This window comes from Parageobacillus galactosidasius (assembly GCF_002217735.1).
Taxonomy (GTDB): domain Bacteria; phylum Bacillota; class Bacilli; order Bacillales; family Anoxybacillaceae; genus Parageobacillus_B; species Parageobacillus_B toebii.
Map to the genome: position 1 here is coordinate 1,906,773 of NZ_NDYL01000002.1, position 12,557 is coordinate 1,919,329.

At 44.5% G+C, this 12,557-nt stretch carries 10 protein-coding genes; 2 read left to right on the forward strand and 8 right to left on the reverse strand.

The window, feature by feature from the left end:
• Nucleotides 1-291 precede the first annotated feature (291 nt).
• Together B9L23_RS19215 and B9L23_RS19220 are read right to left on the reverse strand one after the other, a co-directional pair.
• Complete coding sequence (locus B9L23_RS19215; RefSeq protein WP_081188504.1) at nt 292-1,470, reverse strand: acetyl-CoA C-acetyltransferase; 1,179 nt, start codon at nt 1,468-1,470, stop codon at nt 292-294.
• A gap of 179 nt (nt 1,471-1,649) precedes the next feature.
• Nucleotides 1,650-3,749, reverse strand: a complete 2,100-nt coding sequence (locus tag B9L23_RS19220; protein ID WP_089098265.1) for a heterodisulfide reductase-related iron-sulfur binding cluster — start codon at nt 3,747-3,749, stop codon at nt 1,650-1,652.
• 201 nt (nt 3,750-3,950) lie between these two features.
• Between B9L23_RS19220 and cls the strand changes: the two genes are divergently transcribed.
• Nucleotides 3,951-5,138 carry a cardiolipin synthase gene (cls, locus tag B9L23_RS19225; protein ID WP_015865349.1) on the forward strand — a complete coding sequence of 396 codons (1,188 nt, stop codon included), beginning with the start codon at nt 3,951-3,953 and terminating at the stop codon, nt 5,136-5,138.
• Nucleotides 5,139-5,185: 47 nt separating this feature from the next.
• Here cls and B9L23_RS19230 read toward each other — a convergent pair whose 3' ends face one another.
• From B9L23_RS19230 to speE, 5 genes are all read right to left on the reverse strand, one after another.
• Nucleotides 5,186-5,353 carry a XapX domain-containing protein gene (locus B9L23_RS19230; protein WP_015865350.1) on the reverse strand — a complete coding sequence of 56 codons (168 nt, stop codon included), beginning with the start codon at nt 5,351-5,353 and terminating at the stop codon, nt 5,186-5,188.
• A 161-nt stretch (nt 5,354-5,514) separates the two neighbouring features.
• A complete protein-coding gene (gene argS / locus B9L23_RS19235; protein WP_062678156.1) occupies nt 5,515-7,185 on the reverse strand; it encodes an arginine--tRNA ligase in 1,671 nt (556 codons plus the stop codon).
• 4 nt (nt 7,186-7,189) lie between these two features.
• The gene (locus B9L23_RS19240; protein ID WP_062678157.1) at nt 7,190-7,621 is read right to left on the reverse strand and encodes a YwiB family protein; all 432 of its coding nucleotides are present in this window, start codon (nt 7,619-7,621) and stop codon (nt 7,190-7,192) included.
• Nucleotides 7,622-7,885: 264 nt separating this feature from the next.
• Complete coding sequence (gene speB / locus B9L23_RS19245; RefSeq protein ID WP_081188512.1) at nt 7,886-8,770, reverse strand: agmatinase; 885 nt, start codon at nt 8,768-8,770, stop codon at nt 7,886-7,888.
• A gap of 15 nt (nt 8,771-8,785) precedes the next feature.
• Complete coding sequence (gene speE / locus B9L23_RS19250) at nt 8,786-9,613, reverse strand: polyamine aminopropyltransferase (RefSeq protein ID WP_062678159.1); 828 nt, start codon at nt 9,611-9,613, stop codon at nt 8,786-8,788.
• Nucleotides 9,614-9,811: 198 nt separating this feature from the next.
• Between speE and B9L23_RS19255 the strand changes: the two genes are divergently transcribed.
• Entirely contained in the window at nt 9,812-11,863 is a 2,052-nt protein-coding gene (locus B9L23_RS19255) for a transglycosylase domain-containing protein (protein ID WP_089098266.1), read from the forward strand.
• 174 nt (nt 11,864-12,037) lie between these two features.
• Here B9L23_RS19255 and B9L23_RS19260 read toward each other — a convergent pair whose 3' ends face one another.
• Nucleotides 12,038-12,550: a YwhD family protein gene (locus B9L23_RS19260; protein WP_089098267.1), complete on the reverse strand. Its 513-nt coding sequence runs from the start codon at nt 12,548-12,550 to the stop codon at nt 12,038-12,040.
• Nucleotides 12,551-12,557 lie beyond the last annotated feature (7 nt).

The window sequence follows — 12,557 nt, forward strand, 5'->3', positions numbered from 1 at the left end:
AAAGAACATTTCGCTTCGAGGGAGCCAGGATGGCGACATTTCGCCGTTGCCCGCAGGATGCGGACCGCCTTTAGGCGAAATTGCGCTGCCTCCGCTTTTCTCTCTGTCTAGCTTCGGCGGCAACACATTGAGTTAACTTCCCTGAACAACCCACGCAAGACCAAACTTTGTTTGGTCTGAGCCTCCTCGCGGTCCCTCCAGCGTGTGTCGCGGAGACAGGACGGCGACATTTCGCCGTTGCCCACAGGACGTGGGCGGCCTTTAGGCGAAATAGGAGCGCCTGCCGCTTTTCTATACTTGTACCATAATGGCATCGCCTTGACCGCCGCCGCTGCAAATCGCCGCGATTCCGATGCCGCCGCCACGGCGTTTTAATTCGTGAATCAATGTAATGATAATGCGCGCACCGCTTGCGCCGATCGGATGGCCTAATGCGACCGCACCGCCATTGACGTTCACTTTTTCTGGATCGATGCCAGCGATTTTGATGCTAGCCAATGCAACTGCGGCAAACGCTTCGTTAATTTCGAATAAATCGATGTCATTGACCGTTTTCCCTGTTTTGCGAAGCAATTCGTTAATCACAAGCCCTGGCGTTTTCGGAAAGTCTTTTGCTTCCACTGCAATCGATGTGTGTGCCAAAATCGTTGCGAGCGGTTTTCTTCCTTCCCGCGCCGCTCTTTCCTCGCTCATTAACACGAGCGCCGCAGCACCATCATTGACCCCAGGTGCATTCCCCGCTGTTACCGTCCCTTCTGAGTCAAATACAGGCGGAAGCTTCGCCAGCTTTTCGAGAGATGTATCTTTTCTTGGTGCTTCGTCATGCTCCACCAATAGCGGCGCTCCTTTACGTTGCGGAACTTCCACTGGTACGATTTCTTCCGCTAATAATCCGGCTTCCATCGCGGCGATCGCCCGCTGATGGCTGCGGTATGCCCACTCATCTTGTTCTTTGCGGGAAATTTCTAATTCTTTCGCCGTTTCACCACCGTACACACCCATATGCACACCGGTGAAACTGCATGTCAGCCCGTCATACACCATTAAATCTTTTACGGTAGAATCGCCCATTCGTAATCCCCAACGAGCATTTGGCAAAATATATGGCGCGTTGCTCATCGATTCCATTCCGCCTGCGACGATGACTTCCGCATCTCCTAGGCGGATAATTTGATCACCAAGAGTAACGCTCCGCATTCCTGAAGCGCATACTTTATTAATCGTTTCCGTCCGCACCTCCCATGGAATGCCGGCATAACGCATCGCTTGACGGGATGGAAGCTGTCCTTGTCCACCTTGCAGCACCGTTCCTAAAATCACCTGATCGACCTGCTCACCGCTAATGTTAGCTCGACGAAGCGCCTCTTTGATCGCAATGCCGCCAAGCTCAGGTGCCGTAAGCGGCTGCAGTGCTCCACCGAATTTTCCAAACGGTGTGCGAACCCCACTTAAAATAACCGTTTTTCCCATAAAACCTCTCCCCTTTGTTTATATGTCTTGACCACCAGTTCAAGAAAGCGATTACAACAATGCAGACTGAACGCTCGCTCGATGTTGATGGTCAAAAGAAGGTGTACATTGGAGCGCACACCCTCTCTATCTATTATACTAATATTTTAAAAAATGAGAATTATATATTCAATTATTTTTTATGAAGCAGCTTCCTTTTCTTCGCCAAATACGGATTTAGCAAGCAGTTCTGCGACATCGTAAGTAGTGACGCGATCTTCGACTTCTTTTGCTTTTGTACCGTCGGTTAACATCGTTAAGCAGTATGGACAGCCAGCGCTGATGACCGTTGGGTTGACGGCAAGCGCTTGTTCTGTACGAGCAACATTAATCCGATTGCCTGTTGTTTCTTCCATCCACATTAAACCGCCGCCTGCACCGCAGCACATGCCTCGTTCGCGGTTACGTTCCATTTCCACGAGCTCCACGCCCGGAATTGCTTGCAAAATTTTACGCGGCGCATCGTACACGTCGTTGTAGCGGCCTAAATAACAGGAGTCATGGAAAGTAACTCTTTCTTTTACTTCGTATTTTGGTACTAATCTTCCTTCTTCAATAAGCTTCGCAAGCAGTTCTGTATGATGGTATACTTCCGCTTCTAATCCAAAATCAGGATATTCGTTTTTAAACGTGTTGTACGCGTGCGGGTCGATCGTCACAATCTTTTTCACGCCCGCTTTTTCAAATTCCGCGATATTGTTGGCCGCGAGTTCCTGGAATAAAAATTCGTTTCCTAAGCGACGTGGCGTGTCGCCAGAGTTTTTCTCTTTATTTCCTAAAATCGCAAATTTCACACCAGCTTCGTTTAACAATTTCGCAAACGCCAAAGCGATTTTTTGGCTGCGGTTGTCAAATGCCCCCATTGAGCCGACCCAGAATAAATATTCAAACTCTTCGCCAGCTTTTTTCGCTTCTTTTACTGTTGGAATATGCACATCATCGCGAAGCTCGCGCCAGTTTTCTTTCTCTTTGCGGTTGAGTCCCCATGGGTTTCCTTGGCGTTCGATATTGGTCATCGCCCGCTGCGCATCTGGGTTCATTCTTCCTTCCGTCAGCACAAGATAGCGGCGCAAATCAATAATTTTGTCGACATGCTCGTTCATGACCGGGCATTGGTCTTCACAGTTGCGGCATGTCGTACAGGCCCAAATTTCCTCTTCGGTAATGACGTCGCCGATGAGGCTTGGCATCTCCAATGCCGCCGCTTGTTCCTGCACTCCTTGCGCGGCAAACGCCAATTGGTTACCTCTTGTATTTTTAAAGGCAAACGTCGGCACCCACGGAGCGCGGGACGTAACGGCCGCCCCTTTTTCGGTCAGGTGGTCGCGCAGTTTTAAAATTAGATCCATTGGCGACAACATTTTCCCAGTTCCTGTTGCCGGACACATGCTTGTGCATCGTCCGCATTCGACACAGGCGTATAAATCGATGAGCTGCTTTTGCGTAAAATCTTCAATTTTTCCGACGCCAAACGCTTCCTGCGTTTCATCTTCAAAATCGATTTTCGACAGCTTTGGCCGGGACAAACGGCTGAAAAAGACATTAATCGGCGCAGCAATTAAATGAGCATGCTTCGATTGTGGTACATATACTAAAAATGTAAGCAAGATCAATAAGTGCACCCACCAAGCGATAAAGAACAATACGGCTGCACCTGTTTCGCCGACCCAGCTGAAAGCGCCAGCGATGAATGATGCGACCGGTTCGCTCCACGAGGCTTCCTCACCGTGCCAAATCATGCTCATTCCATTTCCAAACAAGACGGAGATCATTAATCCGCCGATAAAAATCAACACTAGACCAGCTTTGAAATCTCGTTTTAAACGGACGAGTTTTTCAATATAGCGGCGATAAAACGCGGCGAACACTGCGATCAAAATGAGCAAAGTAACGATTTCTTGGAAAAACGTAAAGCCTGGATAAAGCGGCCCTAACGGAAGATGCGCCCCAGGGACAAGACCTTTAATAATAAAGTCAATCGCCCCGAATTGAACAAGAATAAACCCGTAGAAAAACATAACGTGAATGATTCCGCTTTTTTTATCCTTTAATAGCTTTTTCTGTCCAAATACGTTCACCCAAATTTTTTGGAGACGCTCTTTTACTTTGTCATCAAACTCGACTTTTTTACCGAGTTTAATGTAAGCGGCACGAGTTTTAACCAAGTAGACAAACAAGTAGACAGCGTAAGCGGTTACAATTAAAAATGCGAGAAAATTAATGATTAACAGTGAATTCATTATTGTCTCCCCTTCCCCCTTTGAATCGATGAGATGATCATCAAAAATATTGACAACAGAATAAATTTTCAGAATTATAACCTTGTGTTTATTTTACATAATGAATGAGCATTCAGTCAATAATGTTTTTACAAGTTGTCCTGCTATTTTTTCTCATGACGGGTACATTAATAAATAACGATGTAATCAGGAGGGAACGAAATGATTGTACTTTTCGTTATTGTTATTATATTAGCGCTAATTTATCTCGATGACAAGCTGGGAGAATACTTTTACAAAAAGAAAAAAGAAAAAATCGTGTATCCAGAGCGCCAAAGCGATCTTTCTTTTTTCATAAACGGTACACATCTATTTGCCGATTATTTTGCAGAAATTCGCAAGGCAACACATCATATACACATTTTGTTTTATATCGTGAAGACGGATGAAATTAGCCAGCAATTTTTTCAATTGTTAAAACAAAAAGCAGAAGAAGGCGTTCGCGTTCGTCTTCTTGTCGATTGGGTCGGCAGCTTCGGATTGCCAAAAAAATTGATACGTTCCTTAAAAGAAAGCGGCATCGAATTCGCATATGCACATAAACCGCGTTTTCCATTTTTCTTTTATCGGCTAAACCGGCGGAATCACCGGAAAATTACCGTCATTGATGGAAAAATCGGATATATAGGCGGCTTTAATATCGGCAAAGAATATGTTGGACAAGATCCAAAATTCGGCGAGTGGCGTGATTACCATTTGAAAATAGTAGGAGAAGGGGTTGGCGATTTACAAATGCAGTTTTGCCGTGATTGGAAAGAAGCGACAAATACATCGATTGTGGAAGATCAATATTTCCCTCCTCTTCAAAAAGGAACGGTTTCTCACCAGTTTGTTGCCACGAACGGTTATTTGTTAGAACAACAATTCATCGATTTCATTCGCCAAGCGAAAAAAGAATTGATCATTGGAAGTCCGTATTTTATCCCTAGCAGCGCTGTGATGAACGCACTGCTTGATGCACTCTCCCGCGGAGTAAAGGTGACGATTCTCGTACCGTTAAAAGCCGATCACTTATTTGTCAAAGAGGCCGCATATCCTTATTTTTACCGCCTTTTAAAAGCTGGAGCACATATTTATCGGTTTTATCAAGGATTTTATCACGCCAAAACGATGGTCATTGACGAAGATTGTTGTGATATCGGTACGACTAACTTTGATAAACGAAGCTTTTTCTTAAATAGCGAAATCAATTGTTATATTTATGATCGCAATTTTGTGCAGCAAGTAAAAGAAGCGATCAGGCATGATCTGGCTCGCTCGGAACCGCTGACGCTCGATTTTTGGAAAAAGCGCACATTATGGCAGCGCGGCAAAGAATCGATATCTACCCTCCTTTCTGCATGGCTGTAGCGTATGATTTAAAAAACAATGTTGAGGGAATCGCCCTCAACATTGTTTTATTTCCAAAAATAACTTACCCATTCAAACACTTTCATTCCTAGGTATACTCCAACAATGCCAGCAATGCCCGCTAATGCTGGAGGAGCAGGGATCGGCAAACGAAACAGCGTAAATAAGAAACCGACCACGATGCCTGTCACTAATGATAAAATCACTTCTTTCATCGGTTTTCCTCCATGTGTGCTTTTTTATTGTCATTATGCCCATAAGAAAGAGGGGTCACTCTGAAAGTCCCCCTCTATCCCATGTCTATTGTATCATTATTGTCGAAAAACGTCTTCCGTTTTTACTGCTTTCCGTCTTTCACGCTGATCCGCCGATTTTCTTACATCTTTTCTGGAGCGGATACGCCAATGAGCGCTAAAGCGTTTTGTAGCGTGATTTGGACGGCTTTCATTAACGCTAAACGGGCACGGCTTTTTTCGATGTTTTCTGGATCTAGTACTTTTTCTGCATTGTAAAAGCTATGCAATGCTGATGCTAACTCAAAAACATAGCCAGTGATCCGGTGCGGCATCCGTTTGATCGCCGCTTCCGAAACTGCGCTTGGAAATTCCCCTAGTTTTTTCAATAGCTCGATTTCTTTTTCGGTTTGGATATAATCAAGCTGCAAATCTCCTTCGTACGATAGCTGCAGTTCTTCCCCTTGACGAAGAATGCTAGAAACGCGCGCATGAGCGTATTGTACGTAGTACACTGGGTTTTCATTCGACTGCGATACGGCAAGGTCCATATCAAAGTCTAAATGGGTGTCACTTGAGCGCATCGCAAAGAAGTAACGCGTCGCGTCAAGACCGACTTCTTCCATTAATTCGCGCATGGTCACCGCTTTTCCGGTCCGTTTGCTCATTTTCACTCTTTCGCCGTTTTGATACAAATTGACTAATTGAATGATTTCGACTTCGAGCACGTCAGGATCATAGCCAAGCGCCTCAATTGCCGCCTTCATCCGAGGAATATAACCATGGTGGTCTGCGCCCCAAATGTTAATGATTTTTGTAAAGCCGCGACGCAGCTTGTCTTGGTGGTAGGCGATATCCGGCAACAAATACGTATATGTACCGTCTTTCTTAATTAAGACGCGGTCTTTGTCGTCGCCAAACGTTGTCGAACGGAACCATGTCGCGCCATCTTTTTCGTAAATATGCCCGCGTTCGCGCAATATGGCTAACGTTTCATCAATTTTTCCGCTTGTGTATAAAGATGTCTCCGAATACCAAACGTCAAACGTTACGCGGAAGTCTGCCAAATCTTTTTTAATCTTTTCTAATTCATAATTGAGTCCGTACTCGCGGAAAAAGGCGAGACGTTCTTGTTCATCCATATGAACATACTTGTCGCCATGCTCCTCGGCGAGCTTTTTCCCGATTTCGATAATATCTTCGCCATAATAGCCGTCCTCCGGCATTTCTTTATCGATCCCGAGCGCTTGGAAATAACGAGCTTCCACTGATTTCGCCAAATTGTAAATTTGATTTCCGGCATCGTTAATATAATATTCGCGCGTTACGTCAAACCCCGCTTTTTCTAAAATATTGCATAAAGAATCTCCAACCGCCGCGCCGCGCGCATGCCCTAAATGCAAGTCCCCAGTCGGATTCGCGGAAACAAACTCCACTTGGACTTTTTGTCCTTTTCCGACATTTGTTTCACCGTAAGATGCGCCGGCTTGAATAATCGTTGGAATGAGCTCCGTAAGGTAACGGTTGTCCATGTAAAAGTTAATGAAGCCAGGACCGGCAATATCAATTTTTTCAATCGACGCTTTTGTTTTATCCATATGCTGGACGATTTCTTCGGCAATTGCGCGCGGAGGTTTTTTTGCAATGCGCGCTAGCTGCATCGCCATATTTGTCGAGTAATCCCCATGCGCTTTCTCTCTCGGTACTTCCAAAATGACATCTGGCACTTCTTCCTCCGCAGCAAGCCCTGCGCTTACGACAGCGCGTTTAATTTCCTCTTTAATGCGTTCTTTCATTTGTTCGACAATATTCATGAATCTATGCCTCCTTAAACATGATCGTCATCGCATGACGTCCTGCTTGTTCGTTTTGCATCTCCAATTGATACGATAAAAATAGGTGTCCTTTCTTTCTTTTTTCATTATACCGAAATTCAATATTGTCCGTTTTTGTTTTTATCGTCCACTGTCCAAACGGAGTATGGTAGTGTCCAGTCGTTTCTTCTGTTTTGCGAAAGACATGGCGCATCCGAACCGCTCCGGACCGCATTACGACAACTTCATGATCCGTTATTTTCATCACCGTGTTTACTTTGCCTAGTTCTTGCTGTTCCTCAAATTGCAAATAAACGGCATTTTCTTTTATGTAGTAAAATCCTTCCGTTTCCAAAGCAACCGTTTCTTTGCGAAATCCGTCACGAATATTGGTAATTTGCTTGAGGCGAATAGGAATTCCGTGTTGCTTTTCCATCAAGGACACATCCTTATGATCCAAAACAAGTAATAACTAACTTTATTAAGTATAAAGGAATCGTTTCCTAATGTTCAAGAGGATGAGACGTGCGGATCATGAATAAATCGTAAGTATCGGTCTATATTCCCAAAAAATATAAAAAATCCTGCCTTCTTTAATCAAAGGCAGGATTTTCGTTGCAAATATTTTGTCATGGGCATATCTCGCTACCATAGCAAGGATGCTTTTTGCCTGCACCAGAAAAACGACCTTCCACCTCGTTTATGCGTTCCGTTTTTGCACCCAGCCGAGAATCATTTCGCGAATGAGTTTGCTTGCGGTGTTGGCGGTTTGTTCCGAATGGTCGTAAATAGGAGCTACTTCCACTAAATCCGCTCCGACGACGCGAACATCCGATTTCGCGATTTCATGGATCGCCGCCAACAGTTCTTTAGACGTAATGCCGCCGGCGTCGACCGTTCCCGTTCCCGGGGCATGGGCAGGGTCCAAAACGTCGATATCAATCGTCACGTACACCGGACGTCCAGCCAGCTTTGGAAGCACTTCTTTTAGCGGCTCGAGCACTTCAAATTTTGCGATGTACATCCCGTTCTCTTTCGCCCACTCGAATTCTTCTTTCATGCCAGAACGAATGCCGAACGAAAATACGTTGGTCGGGCCGATAAGCTCTGCTACTTTGCGAATCGGCGTCGCATGGGACAGCGGTTCGCCCTCATAATGTTCACGCAAGTCGGTATGAGCGTCCATATGGATGACCGCTAAATCAGGATATTTTTTATACACCGCTTTAATGACCGGCCAAGAAACGAGATGTTCGCCGCCGATGCCAAGCGGGAATTTATCGGCCGCTAAAATTTTATCCACGAAGTCTTCAATGATCTCTAAACTGCGCTGCGCGTTTCCAAACGGAAGCGGAATATCGCCCGCATCAAAATATTTTACCTCTTCAAGTTCGCGATCTAAATACGGGCTATATTCTTCCAAGCCGATCGATACTTCGCGAATGCGTGCCGGACCGAAGCGGGAACCAGGACGGTAGCTTACCGTCCAATCCATCGGCATTCCGTAAATCACCGCTTCGCTTTCCTCAAAATTCGGATGGCTTTTAATAAACACATTACCCGAATACGCCTCATCAAATCGCATCGTCATGCCCCTCCCTTACTTCAATAAATCAGCGACAAATTTCGGCAGAACAAAGCAAGCTTTATGAAGCTCTTTTGTGTAATATTTCGTCTCAATATCGTGGAAGCGTTCATCGCTTACTTCAAGCGGATCGTATTTTTTCGAGCCGATCGTAAACGTCCATAGACCGCTTGGATATGTCGGGATATTGGCAGTGTATAGACGCGTAATCGGGAAAATTTCGCGAACATCGCGATAAACATTACGGATTAAGTCTGCTTTAAACCAAGGGTTGTCTGTTTGTGCGACAAAAATGCCGTCTTCTTTCAAAGCCTTTGCGATTCCAGCATAAAAACCTTTTGTAAATAAGTTGACAGCCGGGCCGACTGGCTCTGTCGAATCGACCATAATGACGTCATATTCGTTTTCACTTTTCGCAATATGCATAAAACCGTCATCCACTTTTACTTCTACACGCGGGTCATCTAACTTTCCAGCAATTTCCGGAAGATATTTTTTTGAGCATTCAATCACTTTTCCATCAATCTCCACTAATGTCACTTTTTTTACGCTCGGGTGTTTTAACACTTCACGAATAACACCGCCATCGCCGCCGCCAACGACAAGCACATTTTCCGGATTCGGGTGGGTGAAGAGCGGAACGTGTGCAACCATTTCGTGGTACACAAACTCATCTTTTTGCGTTGTCATCACCATTCCGTCTAAAATAAGCATATTGCCGAACTCTACTGTCTCCACCATGTCCAGCTTTTGAAATGGGGTTTGCTCTGTATGTAAAGTTCGTTTAATTCTCGCTGTAATGCCAAAATGCTCTGTCTGCTTTTCCGTAAACCATAATTCCATCTTCAACAACCCTTCCTTTACTCGTTTCGTCTATCATAACTATATACTACTTTTCATCTTTCCCTGGTAAAGAAAAAACCAAACATGAAAAAGTATAGAGCAATCTAGCAAAAATGCAAGTGAAACTTAATAGAAAAATGTTTAAAATAAAAAAAAATTTTGCATACTAATACAAAGACGATCATGAGGTGATGAACGTTGGAAATCATTCCAAGCAGCCGGTTTCGCGGAACGTGGAAATACATTCGGGCGTTCGTTTTTATTAGTTTTATCCTAGCAATCTTATTCGTCGTTACGCTTGCCGGTTTGATCGTGTTTGCCAAATTAAAAGGAGCCCCGCCTTTAGCAGTGCCGCAAACGACGATTTTTTATGCGGATGATGGCACAAAAATCGGCGAGAGCGATAACGGGCAGACGCGTTACTGGGTAGACCTTGATGATATATCCCCCTATATTGTACAAGCAACGGTTGCTGTAGAAGATCGGAAATTTTATGAACATCACGGCTTTGATATAAAGCGCATTATCGGGGCCATTATTGCCGATATAAAGGCGATGGCGAAAGTGCAAGGAGCAAGCACCATCACCCAGCAATATGCGCGAAATTTATTTTTGAATCACGAGAAAACATGGACGCGGAAATTGCAAGAAGCATTATATACGATTCGCCTCGAAGCGAATTACAGCAAAAAACAAATTTTAGAAGGATACTTAAACACCATTTACTACGGCCATGGCGCTTACGGAATTGAAGCGGCTGCTCATCATTATTTTGGAAAACCGGCAAAACAGCTTACCTTAAGCGAAGCGGCAATGTTAGCCGGAATTCCGAAAGGTCCATATTACTATTCGCCACTTATTGATGAGAAGCGGGCAAAAGCGCGGCAAAAAACGGTGCTTTTGTCAATGGCGGAAACTGGATACATCAGCAAAAAAGAAGCGGAACAAGCGTATAAAGAACCGCTTGTTTATTCTCCCCATCACAAAATAGAAACGAAAAAGATCGCCCCTTATTTTCAAGATGTAGTGAAATATGTGCTGCGAAATCAATTAGGATTGGATGAACGCACGATTGAAATGGGCGGATTGCGCGTGTATACATCGCTGAATACGAAAATGCAGGAAACTGCGGAACAAAACATTCATGACATCATTGACCCTCACTCGAACATTCAAGCGGCACTTGTAGCGATGGATCCGCGCACAGGAGAAGTAAAAGCGCTCGTCGGCGGCAGAGATTACAACAAAAGCCCTTTCAACCGCGCCGTGCAAGCGGAACGGCAGCCGGGCTCTACGTTTAAACCATTTCTATACTACGCAGCCATTCAACAGGGATTTACGCCGTCGACACAAATGCGAAGCGAGTTGACCACCTTTGCCTTTGACAATGGAAAAGCAACGTATACACCACATAACTACAATAACTACTATGCGAACGACTCGATTACGCTCGCTCAAGCCATCGCGCTATCAGACAACGTATTTGCTGTAAAAACGCATTTGTTTATCGGTGAGGAAAAACTGGTAGAGACAGCGAAAAAACTAGGCATTACAAGCAAATTAAAAGCTGTTCCTTCACTCGCGCTCGGAACATCGCCGGTGAAAGTGATCGATATGGTGAAAGCTTACAGCGTATTTGCCAATAACGGCAAAAAAGTCGAGCCAGTTTTTATTAAAAAAGTCGTCAATCATCATGGAGAAACAATTTACGAATACAAACCATCAAGCAAACAAGTGCTAGATCCGGACGCCGCATATGTAACGACTCAGCTGATGACAGGCATGTTTGATCCGAAATTAAATGATTATACAACAGTCACTGGGCAATCGATTCGAAAGGAGATCACACGCCCATACGCAGGAAAATCGGGAACAACAGAAACAGATAGCTGGATGATTGGATTTTCACCACAACTAGTTGCAGGGGTATGGACCGGTTACGACCGCGGGGAAACGATTGATAAAATTGCGGAGAAACAATATGCAAAACAAATTTGGGTGCAATTTATGGAAAAAAGTTTGCAAGGAAAACCAAAGAAAAAGTTTAAACCAACCAAAGGGGTCGTTGGTGTCTATGTCGACCCGGATAACGGCAAACTTGCGACAAAGTCATGTCCGGTAAAGCGTCTTACTTATTATATCTCTGGCTCAGAACCGAACGACTACTGCACCGACCATTTACATCAAAAGAAATCAAAGAAAAAAGAAAAGCAGAAAAATTGGTTTGAAAAACTGTTCCCTTGGTTCTAAAGGAAAACCCCTCAAGCGAAATCGCTTGAGGGGTTTTCCTGTCCTAGTTTTATTGTGTTATACATTTAGGTCTAGTTTACCTTGTTTCCTGTTAGACGACAAGTATTCGTCACATAACATTCACAAAAATGTCACATATATGGAATTTCATGAAAGCATGGGCATCTTCTCTTGTTATTTTTCGCCTTCGAGTCCTTTTTTCAATTCCTCACTCGAACGATTCCACATTTCGATATCGTGTTTCTTTAAAAAGTCCGCAAGCACCCGTTTTGATTTCTCATCCATATGATCCACGATAATATGGCGCTTTAATGACTTATCTAGACGATTTACATGCTCTGGAAGCAGTTTATAGCCGCGGCGAGCCTCCCTGTCGACCGTCATTTCGCACGCCGTTACGCCGGCATAATACGGTCCATCTTCTTTTTGCTCAATCGTTACCCATACGATCCAATACGGTTTTCCGTTTGGCACTTCATCGCGATTTGGCAAAAATTTAATTCCCCGTTCCACTGCGCTCCGGGCATGCATCGCTCCCATATCTACGAACGCTTCCCCCGCTTCGACATCGATAATCACCGGAGAAACATTTTCCAAGCTTAATACCCCTGCGCCAAACCCGCCGTGGCCGCCCGTTGGATCATCTTTAATGATATTAAACCCGATCGTTTTCTTTTTCTTCTCCATCCAAAAA

What these genes read in the sequence shown, in the direction of transcription:
- B9L23_RS19215 (WP_081188504.1), bottom strand. Translation starts at nt 1,470, where the DNA reads ATGGGAAAAACGGTTATTTTAAGTGGGGTTCGCACACCGTTTGGAAAA.
- B9L23_RS19220 (WP_089098265.1), bottom strand. Translation starts at nt 3,749, where the DNA reads ATGAATTCACTGTTAATCATTAATTTTCTCGCATTTTTAATTGTAACC.
- cls (WP_015865349.1), top strand. Translation starts at nt 3,951, where the DNA reads ATGATTGTACTTTTCGTTATTGTTATTATATTAGCGCTAATTTATCTC.
- B9L23_RS19230 (WP_015865350.1), bottom strand. Translation starts at nt 5,353, where the DNA reads ATGAAAGAAGTGATTTTATCATTAGTGACAGGCATCGTGGTCGGTTTC.
- argS (WP_062678156.1), bottom strand. Translation starts at nt 7,185, where the DNA reads ATGAATATTGTCGAACAAATGAAAGAACGCATTAAAGAGGAAATTAAA.
- B9L23_RS19240 (WP_062678157.1), bottom strand. Translation starts at nt 7,621, where the DNA reads ATGGAAAAGCAACACGGAATTCCTATTCGCCTCAAGCAAATTACCAAT.
- speB (WP_081188512.1), bottom strand. Translation starts at nt 8,770, where the DNA reads ATGCGATTTGATGAGGCGTATTCGGGTAATGTGTTTATTAAAAGCCAT.
- speE (WP_062678159.1), bottom strand. Translation starts at nt 9,613, where the DNA reads ATGGAATTATGGTTTACGGAAAAGCAGACAGAGCATTTTGGCATTACA.
- B9L23_RS19260 (WP_089098267.1), bottom strand. Translation starts at nt 12,550, where the DNA reads ATGGAGAAGAAAAAGAAAACGATCGGGTTTAATATCATTAAAGATGAT.